Raw genomic sequence first — 16,059 nt, forward strand, 5'->3', positions numbered from 1 at the left:
GCGGAGTCTACGGGGTTTGACCCCGTGGAAGCCCGGGCACGGGGGGCTCATGACCACACCGCAGCCCCCCCAGGCTCAGGGGGCGAGCGCACCCGGGCAGCAGCCGGAGCCGACGCTCGGGGCACTTGTTCACGACCTCACCCAGCAGGTCCCCGACCTCATCCGCTCCGAGCTCCGGCTCGCGCAGGCGGAGATGACCGCCAAGGGCAAGCAGGCGGGGATCGGCCTCGGCATGTTCAGCGCGGCGGGCCTGCTCGCCTTCTTCGGGATCGCCGCCCTGCTGACCGCGGTGACTGCCGCGCTGGCACTGGTCCTGCCCACCTGGGCCGCGGCCCTGATCGTCGCGGCCGTGCTCTTCGTCGCCGCGGGCGTCGCCGGCCTGGCGGGCAAGAAGAAGGTGGCCGGGGCGACCCCCGCCAAGCCCGAGAAGGCGCTGGGCGGGCTCAGGGAGGACATCGAGACCGTCAAGGGAGGACACCATGGTTGAGCAGGACGGCACCACCCACACCCCCTCCCAGGACGAGCTGGAGGCCGAGATCGAGCGCAAGCGGCTCGAGCTCGCGCGCACCCTGGACGAGCTGGGGACGCGGCTGGACGTGAAGAAGCAGGTGCGTGAGCGGGTCGAGCCGCAGCAGCTCGCCATCGCCGGAGCCGTCCTGGTGGCCCTGGTGGCCCTCGTCGTCTGGCGGCGTCGCCGGTGAGCATGGACAAGCTCGATCGCCGCTCACTGAAGTACGTCCTCAAGCGGGCCTTCCGGGAGTTCTCCCGCGACCAGTGCACCGACCTGGCCGCCGCCCTCACCTACTACGCGGTGCTCTCGATCTTCCCCGCGGCGATCGCCCTGAGCGCGCTCCTCGGCGTCGTCGGGCAGGACCCCGAGAAGTCGGTCGACACGCTCCTGGAGGTCCTGGCCCCGCTCGTCTCGGACAGCATGCTGGGCTCGGTGGAGCCGACGCTGCGCGAGCTGGCCACCTCCCAGGGCGCCGGCCTCGCCCTGGTCGCGGGTCTCGCGGGTGCCCTGTGGACGGCGTCGGGCTTCGTGGGCGCGTTCTCGCGGGCCATGAACCGGATCTACGAGATCGACGAGGGCCGGCCGATCTGGAAGCTCCGCCCTCAGATGCTGCTGCTGACCGCCGTGCTCCTGGTGCTGATGGCGCTGGTGCTGGTCATGCTGATCGTCTCCGGCGACCTGGCGCGCTCGATCGGTGACGTCATCGGTCTCGGCGGCACGGCCGTGACGGTCTGGAACATCGCCAAGTGGCCGGTGCTCGCGGTGATCGTGATGGTGATGATCGCCCTGCTCTACTACTTCACCCCCAACGTGAAGCATCCCAAGATCAAGTGGCTCTCGCCCGGCGCCGTGGTGGCCGTGCTGGCCGGGGTGCTGGCCTCGGTCGGCTTCTCGTTCTACGTGGCCAACTTCGCCAGCTACAACAAGACCTACGGCTCCCTGGCCGGCGTCATCGTCGCGCTGCTCTTCCTCTGGATCATGAACCTCGCGCTGCTGCTGGGCGCCGAGATCGACTCCGAGCTCGAGCGCGGCCGCGAGCTCGAGGAGGGCGTGCCGGCGGAGGTCGACCTCCAGCTGCCGCTGCGCGACCATCGCAACGTGGACAAGGCCGCCGCCAAGGAGCAGCAGGAGATCGAGGAGGGCCGGGCCATCCGGCTCGCCTCCGGCGAGGACCCGCAGGAAGACCCTCATACCGAACCGGGCGTCCGGACCCGGGCCTCGGACTGACCCACACGAAAGGTGGAATCCACGATGAAGAAGTCCATGCTGCTGATCGCAGCCGGCGCCGGCTACGTGCTCGGCGCCAAGGCGGGGCGCGAGCGCTACGAGCAGATCCGCACCGGCTTCAACCGCTTCAAGTCCAACCCGCAGGTGCAGGCCGGGGCCCAGCAGGCCGCCGACCTGGCCAAGGAGAAGGCGCCGCTGGTGAAGGAGAAGGTCTCCGGGGTCGCCGGCGCCGCCGCCGACAAGGTCCGTCCCGGGGGCGGCAGCGACAGCGGCAAGGACGACCTGGTCGACCAGCTCAACCCGGACAGCACCGCACGCCAGGACGACCCCTACCCCAAGGGCGACCTGCCCTGAGCCGAGCCGGTTCAGCTACCGGCCAGGGCGGCCAACCGTGAGACCGCGCTCGAGTCGGTCAGCGAGGCCACCTGGTCGATGACGACCCGGAGGCGGCTCGCCTCGTCGACCGCCCTTTCCCAGTCCTCGGCGAAAGGGCGGTCGAGTGCGTCCGGCCCCCGCGCCAGGAGGGTCTCGACGAGCTCGGCCATCAGCTCGCGCTGCCGGACCATCAGCGCGACCCGGTCGTCGGCGCTCATCACGTAGTGCGCCGCGATCCCTTTGAGCACGGCGATCTCGAGGCGGGTCCGCTCCGGCACCACCAGGTCGCCGCGGTAGCGCACGAACGGGCCCCCCGAGGCCGCGAACGTCGCCTGCTGGACGCTGCCGCAGAAGCGCCCGATCAGGTCGCTGGTGAGGTTCTTGAGCGAGGCCAGCCCGCGTCGGCCGTGGTCGTAGGCGGCGGTGGGCCAGCTCTCCTGGGCCCGCAGCCCCGCGAGCACGTCGTCGAGCACGTCGTCGGTGGCGTCCGGGGTGTACCACCCGCGCACGGTCTCCCAGAGCGCGTCGCGATCCAGCCTGGTCAGGTCGACCCGACCGGCGACCACGCCGTCCTCGACGTCGTGGACGGAGTAGGCGACGTCGTCGGCGAGGTCCATCACCTGGGCCTCGAGGCACTGACGGGTGCCGCTCACGCCTCGCCGCATCCACTCGAAGACCCCGAGGTCGTCGGTGTAGACGCCGAACTTGACCACCACCCGGGGAGTGCCGTCGCCGTGGACGCCGGCCGGCGGCTGGGCCGACTCGCGCGTCCAGGGATATTTGGTGCAGGCGTCGAGGGTGGCCCGGGTCAGGTTGAGACCCACGCTGGCCCCCTCGGCGTCGAAGGTCTTGGCCTCCAGCCGGGTGAGGAGCCGCAGCGTCTGGGCGTTGCCCTCGAACCCGCCGCATGCCTGGCTCAGCTCGGCCAGCACCCGCTCGCCGTTGTGACCGAACGGCGGATGGCCCAGGTCGTGCGCGAGCGCCGCGGTCTCGGCCAGATCGGGGTGGCAGCCCAGCGCCTTGGCCAGGTCACGGGCCACCTGGGCGACCTCGAGGCTGTGGGTGAGCCGGTTGCGCACGAAGTCGTCGGTCTGCGGGCCCATCACCTGCGTCTTGGCCGCCAGCCGTCGGCTGGCGGCCGCGTGCACCACTCGGGCGCGGTCGCGCTCGAAGGGCATGCGGACGGGGGCGTCGACCCTCTTGGGCGGCTCGGGAACGAGCCGCTCGCGCGCGGCTTCGTCGTACAGGTGCTCCATCGGACGCGACGTTACCGGCCGCCGCCGACGCACGACCCCGCGGGCGGGAGAGGCCGGGCGCGAGGCCGGCTCAGTAGACCGTGACGTGCACGTGGTCGTAGTGGTTGGCGGTGGTCGAGCCGCGGTTCGACATGCCCCGCCAGCCCTCGCCCGCCCGGTCCACCGACCAGATCTTCTGCGCGTAGATGAGGTACTCGATGCCGAGCCCGACGTAGTTGGCGCGCAGGTACTCCGCGATCTCCCAGCCGAGGGCACCGCTCACCATCACGTCGACGGCCCGGCCCTGGCCGTGCTCGCCGTCGCTGCGGAAGGTGCCGTAGGAGGTGATCTGCGGGAACCGGGCACACACGGCCTGGTGGACCTTCGTGATGTCGGGGTCGACCCCGGACGGCACCGAGGTGCCGTTGCGGCAGTCGCCGCCGATGCCGGCCACGGGCCTCTCCTCGTCGAGGTAGCCGGCGGTGACCCAGCGCGACGTGCCGTCGACGACGACCTCGACCCGGCCCTCCTGGGAACGTCCGGTGACCAGGACCCGCTCCCCGGAGTCCAGGACGCCCGTCTTCTCGGCGGACGCCCCGGCGTCGGTCCACAGGTTCAGGGCCTCGGTGGTCCAGAGCCGGGTGTCGGCCTGCTGGACGGCCAGGGCCGTCACCTGGGCCTGGCGCTGGCGGGCCTGGGCGGCCCCCTTCTTCTGGTCCGCCTTGCGAGCCGCCTGCTTGGCGGCCTTCTTTGCGGCCTTCTTGGCCGCCTGCTTGGCCGTCTGAGTCCCGTCGCCGGTGCGGGACCCGCTGCGGGTGACCGGGGCGGAGCGCTCCGGGAGTTCGACGACACCGCCGATCGAGGTACCGGCGAGCAGGTCGCGGGACGGGTCGGGGTGCTGCGACACGACGCCGAGAGCGACAGCGGAGGTGGTGGTCAAGAAGGCGACCGGTGCCGCGAAGAGAGCGGCTCGGGCCAGGGGGGTGCGGGCATTGGTCTCCCGCTTGTGGCGATGCTTTGCCACAGCGTTTGTTCCTTTGCTGTTGCTGACAGGTCGTGCCGGCGTGCAGATCGTGCACGGGCGGCGCGGTCGATGAGTCAAGCACACTGTCGGACAGATCTAGACATTTCAACTGCCTGTCTCAGGGTGTCTCCGCTCACCCTCCGCTATCCGGACGACGGACCCGCGCCACCGCTCACACCCGGCCCGGGCGTCACCCGCCGGTGGCCTCGTCGGCGTCCTCCCGGACGTGGCCGCCCCGTCCGTCGGTGTCGTCGAGCCAGCCCTCGGGAAGCACCACCCGCTTGCGGGGCGACCCCTGACGACCCCGCGGCGCCCCCAGCTCGGTGACCGGGAAGCGCTCGTCCGGGTCCAGCTCCTCGAGCAGCCGGTCGAGCGCGGCCAGGGAGTCGACCAGGGCCAGGGAGTGCCGAAGCGGCCCGCCGGCCCGGAAGCCCTTGAGGTACCAGCTGACGTGCTTGCGGAACTCCTTGCACCCGCGCTCCTCCCCCATGTGCTGGCAGAGCAGCTCCGCGTGGCGCCGCATCATCGTCCGCACCTCGCCGAGGGTGGGCAGCGTCGTCTCGACCGGCGTCTGGGAGAAGGCCGCGGCCAGGTCCCTGAAGAGCCACGGCCGCCCCAGGCAGCCCCGGCCCACGACCACTCCCGCCGCACCCGTCTCGCGCACCATCCGCACGGCGTCGCCCGCCTCCCACACGTCCCCGTTGCCGAGGACCGGGATGTCGACGTGCTCGACCAGGCGGGCGATGGCCTCCCAGTCGGCCGCGCCGGAGTAGGCCTGCTCCACGGTGCGCCCGTGGAGCGCGATCGCGGCCACCCCCGCCTCCTGGGCGATGCGGCCGGCGTCGAGGTAGGTGAGGTGGTCCTCGTCGAGTCCCTTGCGGGTCTTCATGGTGACCGGCACGCCGTACGGCGCGGTCGCCGCCACCGCGGCCTCGAGGATCTCCGCGAGCAGCCCCCGCTTCCACGGCAGGGCTCCGCCACCGCCCTTGCGGGTGACCTTGGGCACCGGGCAGCCGAAGTTGAGGTCGACGTGGTGCACGCCGTACTCGGCGCACAGGATCTCGGCGGCCTTGCCGACGTAGCCGGGGTCGGTGCCGTAGAGCTGGACCGAGCGGACCGTCTCCAGCTCGTCGAAGACCAGCATCTTCCGGGTCGTCTCGTCGCCCTCGACCAGCCCGCGGGAGGTGATCATCTCGCAGACGTAGAGCCCCGCCCCCTGCTCGGCGCAGAGGCGGCGGTAGGCGGCGTTGGTGATCCCGGCCATCGGGGCGAGCACGACCGGGGTCGCGATCCTGAGGTCCCCCAGGACCAGCTCGGTGGGCAGGGCGGGGTCGAGCACCGGGCCCTCCTTCCTCGCTGCGGTGGACGCGGTCGTCAGCAGCCGAGCAGCCGCTCGGCGAAGTAGCGGGTGATCCCGTCCAGGCTGATCCGCTCCTGGTTCATCGAGTCGCGCTCGCGCACCGTGACCGCGCCGTCCTCGAGGGTGTCGAAGTCGACGGTCACGCAGTACGGCGTGCCGATCTCGTCCTGGCGGCGGTAGCGCCGGCCGATCGCGCCGGAGTCGTCGAACTCGACGTTCCAGTTCTCCCGCAGCTCGGCGGCCAGGCCCTTGGCCTTGGGGCTCAGGCCGGCGTTGCGGCTCAGGGGGAGCACCGCGACCTTGACCGGAGCCAGCCGCGGGTCCAGCCGCAGCACGGTGCGCTTGTCCACGCCGCCCTTGGTGTTGGGCGCCTCGTCCTCGGCGTAGGCGTCGACCAGGAAGGTCATCAGGCTGCGGGAGAGGCCCGCTGCCGGCTCGATGACGTAGGGGACGTAGCGCTCGTTGGCCGCCTGGTCGAAGTAGCTCAGGTCCTGGCCGGAGTGCTGGGAGTGGGTGGTCAGGTCGAAGTCGGTGCGGTTGGCCACCCCCTCGAGCTCGCCCCACTCCGAGCCGGCGAACCGGAAGCGGTACTCGATGTCGACGGTCCGCTTGGAGTAGTGGCTCAGCTTCTCCTTCGGGTGCTCGAAGTGGCGCAGGTTGTCGGGGTTGATCCCGAGGTCGGTGTACCAGCGGGTGCGCTCGTCGATCCAGTACTGGTGCCACTCCTCGTCCTCGCCGGGCTTGACGAAGAACTCCATCTCCATCTGCTCGAACTCGCGGGTGCGGAAGATGAAGTTGCCCGGCGTGATCTCGTTGCGGAAGCTCTTGCCGATCTGGGCGATGCCGAACGGGGGCTTCATCCGGCTCGAGGTCACCACGTTGGCGAAGTTGAGGAAGATGCCCTGCGCGGTCTCGGGACGCAGGTAGTGCATGCCGGACTCGTCCTCGGTGACACCGAGGTGGGTCTTGAGCATCCCGGAGAACTGGCGCGGCTCCGTCCACGCGCCACGGGTGCCGCAGTTGGCGCAGGCGACCTCGCGCAGATCGACGGCGTCGGGGTCGTCGAGGCCCTTCTTCTCCGCGTACGCCTCCTGGAGGTGGTCGGCGCGGTAGCGCTTGTGGCACGACTGGCACTCGGTCAGCGGGTCGTTGAAGGTGTCGACGTGGCCGGAGGCCTCCCAGGTCTGACGCGGGAGGATGATGCTGGAGTCGAGGCCGACGACGTCCTGGCGGCGCTGCACCACCGAGCGCCACCACTGCCGCTTGATGTTCTCCTTGAGCTCGACACCGAGCGGGCCGTAGTCCCAGGCCGACCGGGTGCCGCCGTAGATCTCCCCGCAGGGGTAGACGAAGCCCCGCCGCTTGGCGAGCGAGACGACGTTGTCGACGGGCGTGGGGGGCGGCTTGGCCACGGGTGAGCTCCTGAGCGCACGGCCGGCTGGCTGCCGACCTCGAAGGATCAGGGTATCGAGCGGCTCCGCGCCTCGTTGAGGGCGGCTCCCGGCAGCACGGTCTCGTAGGCGCTGGGCTCGTCGACGGCCCGGCTCAGCACCGGGACGGCGGTGAGCTTGACCTCGTAGGAGGAGAGCGCGCGGCGGTAGGAGCCCACGTCGCGCCACTCGCTGTGCAGCACCCACAGCTCCGGGTCGTCGAGGTTGCGGCCGACGCCGCCGCGGACGTAGCCCGGCCGCTGCGCCAGGGTCTCCAGCGCGCGCTGGAGGTCGTCGCGGAACTGCTCCGCGGCCTGGGCGGGCACCTGGAACCTGTTGATCACGATCACCGGGCCAGCCTAGGCGCCGGCCGACCCGGGGATGGGGCCCGAGGTGGCACGCGCTGGCGACCGGTGTGAGAATGGTTCTCATGAACAGTCGCACCACCCTCGCACTGCTGCTCCCGACCGCCCTCCTCGCCGCCGGGTGCGGCACCTCGGACGACCAGGGCCGGGCCGCGGACGCCCCCGTCGAGGTGGCCGCCGGGTTCTACCCCCTGGCCTGGGTCGCCGAGCAGGTCGCCGGAGACCGGGCCGACGTGGTCAACCTGACCAAGCCGGGCCAGGAGGCGCACGACGGCGGGCTGACGATCGAGAAGACCGCGGACCTCGCCTCGGCCGACCTGGTGCTCACCCACGCCGCCCTCCAGCCCGAGGTGGAGGAGGCGGCCGAGCAGAACGCCGAGGGCGCCGTCCTCGACGTCGAGGACGTCATCGACCTGGCCCCCGCCGCCGAGGGCCACGACCACGAGCACGCCGACGACCACGCCGACCAGGGGCACGACCACGGCGAGGACGACCCCCACTTCTGGCTCGACCCGCTGCTGATGGCCGACCTGGGCGACGCCGTGGCCGACGAGCTCGCGCAGGTCGACCCCGAGGGCGCCGAGGAGTACGCCGCCGGCGCGGCTCGGCTCCGCAGCCGACTGGAGGAGCTGGACCAGGAGTACGTCGACGGGCTGGCCGGGTGCGAGCGCAACGTGGTGGTGGTGAGCCACGACGCCTTCGGCTACCTGCGCAAGTACGGGCTGGAGTTCGAGCCGATCGCCGGCCTCTCCCCCGACGCCGAGCCCACGGCCGCCGACCTCCAGCACCTCCAGGAGCTGATCCGCGAAGAAGGACTCACCACCGTCTTCAGCGAGACCCTGGGCTCCGCGGCGCCGGCCCGCACCCTGGCCGAGGACACCGGGCTGACCACCGACACCCTCGACCCGATCGAAGGGCTGGCCGACAGCAGCGCGGGGGCCGACTACCTCTCCCTGATGCGCGACAACCTCGCGGCGCTCCGGCGGGCCGACGGATGCTGAGCGACCCCGGCCAGCCGCCGGTCGAGCTGCGCAACGTGTCGGTGTCCATCGACGGCCGCCCGGTGGTGCGCGGCGTCGATCTCACCGTGCGGACCGGGGAGTTCGTCGCCCTGATGGGCGCCAACGGCTCCGGCAAGTCCACCCTGGTGCGCGCCACCACCGGCCTGCGCCCCCTGGCCGCCGGCTCGGCGTCCCTGTTCGGCACCCCGCTCGCGACCTTCCGCGACTGGCACCGGGTGGGCTTCGTCCCGCAGCGCGCCGGGGCCGGCTCGGGCGTGCCCGCCTCGGTCTGGGAGGTGGTCGCCTCCGGCCGGCTCACCCGGCGGCGCCTCTTCCGGCCCCTGGGCCGCCACGACCGCCAGGTGATCGAGGACGCCCTGCAGGTGGTCGGCCTCGAGCAGCTGTCCCGCACCGGGATCACCGCCCTCTCCGGGGGGCAGCAGCAACGCGCGCTGATCGCCCGGGCGCTGGCCGGCGAGCCGGAGCTCTTCCTGCTCGACGAGCCGACGGCCGGGGTGGACCTGCCCCACCAGGAGGCGCTCGCCGACGCGCTGCGCACCCTGGCGCGACGCGGCGCGACGATCATCCTGGTCGCCCACGAGCTGGGCCCGATGCGCCCGCTGGTGGACCGCGCCGTGGTGATGCGCAGCGGCCGGATCGCCTACGACGGCGCCCCCCTGGACGACCACGAGGTGCACTCCCCCCATCTCGGCGAGGCGCACACCCACCACCACGTCGAGCCCCAGCAGGACCACGTCCCCTTCGTCGCCTCGCCCCTGGACCCGCCGGAGGGCGACCGATGAACGACCTTCTCGAGCTGTTCTCCCTGCCCTTCATGCAGCGCGCCCTGCTGGCGGCGATCTTCACCGGCCTCGCCGTCCCCGCGGTCGGCACCTACCTGGTGCAGCGCCGGATGTCCCTGATGGGCGACGGCCTCGGCCACGTCGCGGTCACCGGCGTCGCGATCGGCCTGGTCACCGGCTTCTCCCCGACCTGGACCGCGGTGCTCGCGGCCGTGCTCGGCGCGGTGGCGATCGAGGTGATCCGTGAGCGCGGCAACACCAACGGCGACCTCGCCCTGGCGCTGCTCTTCTACGGCGGGCTGGCCGGCGGCATCTTCGTGGCCGGCGTCGGCGGGGAGAGCACCGCGCGTCTGCAGCAGTACCTCTTCGGCTCCCTGCTCAGCGTCTCCCGCGGGGACGTCGTCTTCACCCTCGCCTTCGCCGTGGTGCTGACCGTGCTCTGCCTGGGTCTCTCACCCCAGCTCTTCGCCGTCTCCCAGGACCAGGAGTTCGCCCGGGTCGCCGGGCTCCGGGTCCGGGGCTACAACCTCCTCGTCGCGGTGCTGGCCGCGGTCTCGGTGACCGTCGCGATGCGCACCGTGGGCCTGCTGCTGGTCTCGGCGCTGATGGTGGTGCCGGTGGCCACCGCACAACAGCTGGCCCGCTCGTTCCGCGCCACCCTGGTGCTGGCGATGGGCGTGGGCCTGGCCGCCTCCTTCGGCGGCCTGGTGATCGCGGCCGCCGCCTCCTACCGCGCCGACGTGGCCCCCGGCGCGTCCATCGTGCTGCTGAGCCTGCTGTTGTTCGGGCTCACCTGGCCGGTCGGGGCGCTGCTGCGCCGACGCCAGCGGCTCCGTCTCCCCTTCGTCGACGAGGGTCCGGAGCCGCAGGACGCGGCCCACCTGCGCCCCGAGGACCACCCGCACCGGCACGGCGAGGGTTGCGGTCACCGCGGGGTGGCGCACGGCGACCACGTCGACTACCTGCACGACGGACACCGGCACGCACCGCACGAGGCCCACTATGACGAGCACTGACAGCACCCGGCCCGAGCCCGGCCTGCGCCCCACCCGGCAGCGGACGGCCGTCTCGGAGACCCTCGCCACGTTCGACGACTTCCGCTCCGCCCAGCAGATCCACGACCTGCTTCGGGCCCGAGGGGAGAAGGTGGGCCTGGCCACCGTCTACCGCACCCTGGCCGCCCTCGCCGACGCGGGCGCGGTCGACGTGCTGCGCAACGAGGACGGCGAGGCGATGTACCGGCGCTGCTCGGCCACCCACCACCACCACCTCGTCTGCCGCGGGTGCGGGGCCACGGTGGAGGTGGAGGGCCCGGCGGTTGAGCGGTGGACCCAGGCCATCGCGCGCGAGCACGGCTATGCCGACCTCAGCCACGAGCTGGAGATCTTCGGGACCTGCCCGGCCTGCCTGACCGCGCCGGCCGGCGACGACGACCACACCGGGTCCGGCGGCTAGGCTCCCGCTGTGCGTCCCGGTGCGAAGCGTGAGGTCCGACGTCCGACCCCCCATCCCTCGGGCGCCCGGCCCCCGGCCGTTCCGGCCGAGCTGGTGCCGCGTCACGTCGCGGTCGTGATGGACGGCAACGGCCGGTGGGCCAAGGAGCGGGGCCTGCCGCGCACCCGCGGCCACGAGCAGGGCGAGAGCTCCCTGTTCGACGTGGTCGAGGGCGCCATCGAGATCGGCGTGAAGGCGATCTCGGCCTACGCCTTCTCCACCGAGAACTGGTCCCGGTCGCCCGAGGAGGTGCGCTTCCTCATGGGCTTCAACCGCGACGTCATCCGCCGCCGGCGCGACGAGATGCACGAGCTCGGGGTGCGGGTCAGGTGGGCCGGCCGGGCTCCCCGTCTGTGGCGGTCGGTGATCAAGGAGCTGAAGACCGCCGAGGAGCTCACCCGGGACAACGACGTGCTGACGCTGACCATGTGCGTCAACTACGGTGGCCGGGCGGAGATCGCCGACGCGGTCCGGGCCATCGGCCGCGAGGTCGCGGCCGGCCGCCTCAACCCGGACCGGATCGACGAGCGGACCATCGCCCGCTACCTCTACGTGCCGGAGTGGTCGGAGGCCGACATGGTGTGGCGCACCTCGGGCGAGCAGCGTCTGTCCAACTACATGACCTGGCAGTCGGCCTACAGCGAGTTCGTCTTCTCCGACGTGCTGTGGCCCGACGTCGACCGGACCCACCTGTGGGCCGCCGTGGAGGAGTACGCCCGCCGCGACCGGCGGTACGGATCGGCCTGACCTGGCCGCTCAGCGCTCCACGTGCTCCAGGGAGCGCAGTCCTCGCTCGACGTGCCAGGCCAGGTAGGCCGAGACCAGGCCGCTGGCCTCCCGCAGGTGACGCGGCTCGGCCGCGTGCACGACCGGCCAGTCGCCGGCGAGCAGCGCGCCCAGCAGCCGCAGGGTCTCCGGCGCCGGGGTCGCCGACCCCGGCAGCTTGCACAGGGTGCAGAGCGCGCCCCCGGCGGCGGGGCTGAAGAACCGGTGCGGACCCTCGGTGCCGCACCGCACGCAGTGGTCGAAGGAGGGCGCGTAGCCCGCCACCGACAGGGAGCGCAGGAGGTAGGAGTCGAGGAGCTGCCCGGGCGCGTGCTCCCCCGACACCATCGCCCGCAGACCTCCCACCAGGAGCAGGAACTGCTGCACCGCCGGCTCCCGCTCCTCCACCACCAGCCGCTGGGCGGTCTCCAGCATGACGGTGCCCGCGGTGTAGCGGTCGTAGTCCAGTCCCAGCCGGGAGTGGAAGGGCGTCAGCGTCTCCGCCTGGGTGATCACGTCCAGCGAGCGTCCCTCGGCGAGCTGGAGGTCGACGTGGGTGAAGGGCTCCAGCCGGGAGCCCCACCGGGAGCTGGTCCGGCGTACGCCCTTGGCCACCGCCCGCACCAGCCCGTGCTGGCGGGTCAGCAGGGTGATGATGCGGTCGGCCTCCCCCAGCTTGTGGGTGCGCAGGACGACCGCCTCGTCGCGGTACAGGGGCACCGGACCATTGTGCCCGACGGGGCCGGCGATCAGCGGCTGCTGCTGCGCCTGCGGGTACGGCGCGTCCCGCGGGCCTCCCAGACGTCCAGCGCGAAGGAGAGCGCCTCGGCGTCCATCCGGGCGGGCTCGAGCCGCCACTCCCATGGGCCCCGGGTCCGCACCAGGCGGGCCTGGGGCAGCTCCTGGGTCAGCATCCGGGCGTCCGCCAGGGGCCTGGCCGGGTCGCCGCGGTGGGACAGGACCAGGGCCGGGGCGGTGACGGCCCGGCGCTGCGCGGCGTCCGGGGCGAGGCGGCCGAAGAGCACCCCGTGGAGCATCGCGGCGACCGAGTCGGCTCGCTGGTTGCCGGTGTCCAGGGCCACCCCCACCCAGAAGGGGACGAGGCCCCGGGGCACCGCCCGGCTCGCCTTGCGCACCCCCGAGAAGACCGCCGGCGCCACCCGCGCGCCGACCATCAGCGGCGCGAAGCAGGCCAGGGCGGCGGCGAACCCGTTGTCGAGCAGCGGCGCCTCCAGCAGCAGCCCCCGCACCCGCTCGGGTGCCTGCACCGCCACCTCCAGGGCCACGTTGGCCCCCAGGGAGACACCGCCGACCAGCGCCCGCGCGGCTCCGAGGTGGTCGAGCAGGGCCACCACCTGCTCGCCGAAGGCGGTCACCGAGTAGGCCAGGGGGTCTGCCGGCCGGTCGGAGCGGCCGTGGCCGAGCAGGTCGAGGGTGACCACGTGGAATCCCTCGGCCGCCAGGGTCCTGGCCAGGGGCTGGTGCATCCGCCGGGAGAGCAGCTCGCCGTGGAGCAGCACCACCCACCGCTCGCCTCCGCCGTACTCGGTGAACTCCAGTCGGTCCCCCGACGGCAGGAAGAGCTGACCGATCCGCTCAGAGACCAACATGAGGGCAATCTAGCGACCGTGGGCGCGAGTACCGAGGAATGCCCACCAACGGGCCGCCTGACTGGAACACTGTGCCCATGTCCACGCGAGTCCGCGAGCTCGAGCGGCGCAGCACCGTGCTCGGACTCGTCGTGCTCATCCTGGCCACGGGCATCCTGACCCTGACCATCTCGTCGGCCGGCTCCTCCGCGCTGGTCACCTGGTGGCCGCCGGTCGGCATCGCGTGCACCCTCGTGGTGGTGACCCCGCGTCGCTGGTGGTGGTGGACCGTCCCCCTGGTGGTGCTCGCCAACGCCGGCGCCAACCTGGCCGGTGACCGCCCGGTGGCCCTCGCCCTGGTCCTCAGCCTCCTGGTGGGGCTGGAGGCGGTCGTCTTCGCCCTGGTCATGCGCCTGCGTCACGGCGGGCTCGCCGTCCTCGCCGACCAGACCGACTTCCTGCGCCTGGTCGGGGCGACGGCCCTGACCAGCGCCCTGGGCGGGGTCGTGGCGGCGCTGATCGTGCCCCCGGCCGGCGGGGGCGACAGTCCGCGGCACTACCTGCTCGCGATCTGCTCCTCGCACGCGGCCTCGATCCTGGTGATCGCCCCCGTCCTGCTCAGCCTGCGCCTGCCCCTGATGCCGATCCGGCTCTGGGAGCTGGTCCTGCAGACCACCGGGGTCACCCTCGCGGCCCTCGTCGTCTTCGGCTTCGGCAACGTGCTGGCCATGACCTTCGTCCCGTTCCCCTTCCTGGTGTGGGCCGCCTTCAGGTTCGGGCTCCGGGTGGTCGCGGTCGAGGTCGTCGTGATGGCCGTGGTCGCCTCCGCGGCCACCACCCGGGGCCAGGGTCCGTTCGCCGTACGCATCGGAGGGCCCGCGCTCGACCGGATGGACGCCACCTCGCTCCTCCAGACCTTCCTCATCTGCCTGGTGCTCATCTGCGTGCCGCTGGCCCTCAACGTGGAGCAGACGCTGCGCCTGACCGAGCGGCTGCGGGCCAGCAGCGACCTCTTCCAGCGCAACTTCTCCGAGTCCCTGGTGGCGATGCTCGTCCTGCGGATGGACCGGGACCGCTTCACGGTCTACGACGCCAACCAGCAGACCACGACCCTGCTGGGCCTCGAGCGCGGTGAGGTGGTGGGGCGTCCCCTCGACAAGATCCTCCGCACCGAGACCTCCCTGACCGACATCGCCGCCCAGATGGCTGCCCCAGGAGTCACCGGGTGGCGGGGCGAGGGTCGCATCCGCCACCGCCCCGAGCGTCAGGTGCTGCTCAGCATCACCAGGCTCTCGGGCTCCTCCGGCGAGCCCATGTTCAACGCCCAGCTCCTCGACCTGACCAGCGAGCGGGAGGCGCGCGCCGACCTCGACGCGGAGCGGCGGCTCACCGACATCACCTTGGCCACCACCGCCTGCGTGATCGTGGTGAGCGACCTGCAGGGCACCCTGGTCCGGGCCAACCCCGCCCTCGGCAGGCTGCTGGGGATGCCCGTCGAGAAGCTGGTCGGGCGGCCGGTCTGGGACGTGCTCGTGATGCCCGAGCACCGCGACCTGGCACGCGAGCTGTTCTCGGGGGGCGGCCTGCCCGACGTCCCCGCCAGCATCGACGGGGTCCTGCTCGACGGGGAGGGGCGGGAGCGCCGGCTCGCCTGGACCAGCGGGATCGCCACCGACCCCGAGGGCCAGGCCTCCTACGTGGTGATGACCGGGATCGACATCACCGCCGAGCTCAACGCCTCCGAGATGACCCAGCACCTGCTCGCCGCGGCGCTCGACACGGCCATGATCGGGGTCGACCTCGAGGGTCGGATCACCCTCTTCAACGCCGGCGCGGAGAAGCTGCTCGCCGTGGCCCCCTTCGAGATGATCGGCACCCCCTTCGTCGACCTCCTCGTCCCCGACGAGCTCGCCGCCTGGGCGCACGAGCACGGCTCCTCCCCCTCGTTCCTGACCCTGCTGCACCAGCTCGTCGACGCGCCGTCGCAGGACTGGTCCTGGCGACGCTCGGACGGCAGCCGGGCCCTGGTCTCGATGTCGTTGACCCGGGTCACCGACCACAGCTCCTCGCTGATCGGCTACCTGTGCGTGGCCACCGACGTGACCGAGTCGCGCCGGACCCAGGAGATGCTGGCCACCGCCCTGGAGAAGGAGCGGATGGTCGTCGAGCGCCTGCGCAACCTCGACTCGGCCAAGGACGAGTTCGTCTCCACCGTCAGCCACGAGCTGAGGACCCCGGTGGCCAGCATCGTCGGCTACACCGAGCTGCTCCAGGACGGCGACTTCGGGGAGATCCCCGAGCAGCAGACCCCGGTGGTCGACGCGATCAACCGCAACGGCGAGCGACTGGTGACCCTCGTCGACAACCTGCTGGCCCTCAACGGCATCGCCGACGACGTACCCGGGTGGGAGCGGTCCAGGATCGACCTGGTCGACCTCGTCGACGCGCTCGAGCACAGCGCCGCCGCGTCGGAGGCCGCCCGGCGCCTCACCCTCTGCTTCGACCGCCCCGACGAGCCGGTGCTCGTCGACGGGGACTGGTCCCAGCTCGAGCGCGCCCTGGAGAACCTGCTCAGCAACGCGATGAAGTTCACCGAGGCGCGGGGACGGGTGACCTGCTCCCTGGCCGTGGAGGACGACACGGCCGTCCTCACCGTGGCCGACACCGGTCTCGGCATCCCGCGCGAGGAGCAGAGCAACCTCTTCACGCGCTTCTGGCGCAGCACGACGGCCCAGTCACGCCACATCCAGGGCACGGGACTCGGCCTGTCGATCGTCCACGCCATCGTCACCTCCCACGGGGGGACGGTGACGCTGGAGTCGGCGCACCTGGCGGGGACCACCGTCACGGTGCGGCTGCCCGTCAGCTCCCCCTGAGGCC

17 protein-coding genes are annotated in these 16,059 nt (G+C 72.4%); 10 read left to right on the forward strand and 7 right to left on the reverse strand.

Annotated features, from left to right (window positions below):
- The first annotated feature begins 49 nt into the window (after positions 1-49).
- Genes AC4BG9_RS17520 through AC4BG9_RS17535 form a run of 4 tightly spaced genes read left to right on the forward strand, consistent with a single transcriptional unit; the run spans position 50 to position 2,092 of the window.
- Positions 50-487 carry a phage holin family protein gene (locus AC4BG9_RS17520; protein ID WP_490572404.1) on the forward strand — a complete coding sequence of 146 codons (438 nt, stop codon included), beginning with the start codon at positions 50-52 and terminating at the stop codon, positions 485-487.
- Entirely contained in the window at positions 480-701 is a 222-nt protein-coding gene (locus AC4BG9_RS17525) for a DUF3618 domain-containing protein (protein WP_490572405.1), read from the forward strand. The genes AC4BG9_RS17520 and AC4BG9_RS17525 overlap by 8 nt, the downstream gene beginning before the upstream one ends.
- Positions 702-703: 2 nt before the next feature.
- On the forward strand, positions 704-1,738 hold the full coding sequence (locus tag AC4BG9_RS17530; protein ID WP_490572406.1) for a YihY/virulence factor BrkB family protein: 1,035 nt from the start codon (positions 704-706) through the stop codon (positions 1,736-1,738).
- A 24-nt stretch (positions 1,739-1,762) separates the two neighbouring features.
- Complete coding sequence (locus AC4BG9_RS17535; RefSeq protein WP_490572407.1) at positions 1,763-2,092, forward strand: hypothetical protein; 330 nt, start codon at positions 1,763-1,765, stop codon at positions 2,090-2,092.
- A gap of 11 nt (positions 2,093-2,103) precedes the next feature.
- On the opposite strand, the gene AC4BG9_RS17540 is transcribed toward AC4BG9_RS17535, so the two are convergent.
- The 5 genes from AC4BG9_RS17540 to AC4BG9_RS17560 all read right to left on the reverse strand — a co-directional run bounded on the left by AC4BG9_RS17540 (position 2,104) and on the right by AC4BG9_RS17560 (position 7,512).
- Entirely contained in the window at positions 2,104-3,369 is a 1,266-nt protein-coding gene (locus AC4BG9_RS17540; protein ID WP_490572408.1) for a deoxyguanosinetriphosphate triphosphohydrolase, read from the reverse strand.
- 70 nt (positions 3,370-3,439) lie between these two features.
- Positions 3,440-4,372 (reverse strand): SH3 domain-containing protein, encoded by a 933-nt coding sequence (locus AC4BG9_RS17545; RefSeq protein ID WP_490572409.1) that lies wholly within the window; start codon positions 4,370-4,372, stop codon positions 3,440-3,442.
- A gap of 190 nt (positions 4,373-4,562) precedes the next feature.
- Positions 4,563-5,711, reverse strand: coding sequence for a tRNA dihydrouridine synthase DusB (dusB, locus tag AC4BG9_RS17550; protein WP_490572410.1), 1,149 nt, complete (start codon positions 5,709-5,711; stop codon positions 4,563-4,565).
- 35 nt (positions 5,712-5,746) lie between these two features.
- Positions 5,747-7,144 (reverse strand): glycine--tRNA ligase, encoded by a 1,398-nt coding sequence (locus AC4BG9_RS17555; RefSeq protein WP_490572411.1) that lies wholly within the window; start codon positions 7,142-7,144, stop codon positions 5,747-5,749.
- A gap of 47 nt (positions 7,145-7,191) precedes the next feature.
- On the reverse strand, positions 7,192-7,512 hold the full coding sequence (locus AC4BG9_RS17560; protein ID WP_490572412.1) for an antibiotic biosynthesis monooxygenase family protein: 321 nt from the start codon (positions 7,510-7,512) through the stop codon (positions 7,192-7,194).
- Between the two features lie 80 nt (positions 7,513-7,592).
- Between AC4BG9_RS17560 and AC4BG9_RS17565 the strand changes: the two genes are divergently transcribed.
- From AC4BG9_RS17565 to AC4BG9_RS17585, 5 genes are read left to right on the forward strand one after another with little or no spacing between them, the layout of a single operon-like run.
- Positions 7,593-8,528, forward strand: coding sequence for a metal ABC transporter substrate-binding protein (locus tag AC4BG9_RS17565; protein ID WP_490572413.1), 936 nt, complete (start codon positions 7,593-7,595; stop codon positions 8,526-8,528).
- On the forward strand, positions 8,522-9,331 hold the full coding sequence (locus AC4BG9_RS17570; RefSeq protein WP_490572414.1) for a metal ABC transporter ATP-binding protein: 810 nt from the start codon (positions 8,522-8,524) through the stop codon (positions 9,329-9,331). The genes AC4BG9_RS17565 and AC4BG9_RS17570 overlap by 7 nt, the downstream gene beginning before the upstream one ends.
- A complete protein-coding gene (locus AC4BG9_RS17575; protein ID WP_490572415.1) occupies positions 9,328-10,347 on the forward strand; it encodes a metal ABC transporter permease in 1,020 nt (339 codons plus the stop codon). The genes AC4BG9_RS17570 and AC4BG9_RS17575 overlap by 4 nt, the downstream gene beginning before the upstream one ends.
- Positions 10,334-10,786, forward strand: a complete 453-nt coding sequence (locus AC4BG9_RS17580) for a Fur family transcriptional regulator (RefSeq protein WP_490572416.1) — start codon at positions 10,334-10,336, stop codon at positions 10,784-10,786. The genes AC4BG9_RS17575 and AC4BG9_RS17580 overlap by 14 nt, the downstream gene beginning before the upstream one ends.
- Before the next feature lie 9 nt (positions 10,787-10,795).
- A complete protein-coding gene (locus AC4BG9_RS17585) occupies positions 10,796-11,572 on the forward strand; it encodes an isoprenyl transferase (RefSeq protein WP_490572417.1) in 777 nt (258 codons plus the stop codon).
- 9 nt (positions 11,573-11,581) lie between these two features.
- Here AC4BG9_RS17585 and recO read toward each other — a convergent pair whose 3' ends face one another.
- Complete coding sequence (gene recO / locus AC4BG9_RS17590; RefSeq protein ID WP_490572418.1) at positions 11,582-12,310, reverse strand: DNA repair protein RecO; 729 nt, start codon at positions 12,308-12,310, stop codon at positions 11,582-11,584.
- A gap of 29 nt (positions 12,311-12,339) precedes the next feature.
- Entirely contained in the window at positions 12,340-13,200 is an 861-nt protein-coding gene (locus tag AC4BG9_RS17595) for an alpha/beta fold hydrolase (protein WP_490572419.1), read from the reverse strand.
- A gap of 77 nt (positions 13,201-13,277) precedes the next feature.
- On the opposite strand from AC4BG9_RS17595, the gene AC4BG9_RS17600 reads away from it, so the two are divergent.
- Positions 13,278-16,055: a PAS domain S-box protein gene (locus AC4BG9_RS17600; RefSeq protein WP_490572420.1), complete on the forward strand. Its 2,778-nt coding sequence runs from the start codon at positions 13,278-13,280 to the stop codon at positions 16,053-16,055.
- The last annotated feature ends 4 nt before the right edge of the window (positions 16,056-16,059 follow it).

Source organism: Nocardioides sp. Z40_12 (assembly GCF_058215795.1).

Bases quoted from the DNA above. Each gene is read 5' to 3' on its own strand.
- AC4BG9_RS17520 (WP_490572404.1), top strand. From the start codon at position 50: ATGACCACACCGCAGCCCCCCCAGGCTCAGGGGGCGAGCGCACCCGGG.
- AC4BG9_RS17525 (WP_490572405.1), top strand. From the start codon at position 480: ATGGTTGAGCAGGACGGCACCACCCACACCCCCTCCCAGGACGAGCTG.
- AC4BG9_RS17530 (WP_490572406.1), top strand. From the start codon at position 704: ATGGACAAGCTCGATCGCCGCTCACTGAAGTACGTCCTCAAGCGGGCC.
- AC4BG9_RS17535 (WP_490572407.1), top strand. From the start codon at position 1,763: ATGAAGAAGTCCATGCTGCTGATCGCAGCCGGCGCCGGCTACGTGCTC.
- AC4BG9_RS17540 (WP_490572408.1), bottom strand. From the start codon at position 3,369: ATGGAGCACCTGTACGACGAAGCCGCGCGCGAGCGGCTCGTTCCCGAG.
- AC4BG9_RS17565 (WP_490572413.1), top strand. From the start codon at position 7,593: ATGAACAGTCGCACCACCCTCGCACTGCTGCTCCCGACCGCCCTCCTC.
- AC4BG9_RS17570 (WP_490572414.1), top strand. From the start codon at position 8,522: ATGCTGAGCGACCCCGGCCAGCCGCCGGTCGAGCTGCGCAACGTGTCG.
- AC4BG9_RS17575 (WP_490572415.1), top strand. From the start codon at position 9,328: ATGAACGACCTTCTCGAGCTGTTCTCCCTGCCCTTCATGCAGCGCGCC.
- AC4BG9_RS17580 (WP_490572416.1), top strand. From the start codon at position 10,334: ATGACGAGCACTGACAGCACCCGGCCCGAGCCCGGCCTGCGCCCCACC.
- AC4BG9_RS17595 (WP_490572419.1), bottom strand. From the start codon at position 13,200: ATGTTGGTCTCTGAGCGGATCGGTCAGCTCTTCCTGCCGTCGGGGGAC.
- AC4BG9_RS17600 (WP_490572420.1), top strand. From the start codon at position 13,278: ATGTCCACGCGAGTCCGCGAGCTCGAGCGGCGCAGCACCGTGCTCGGA.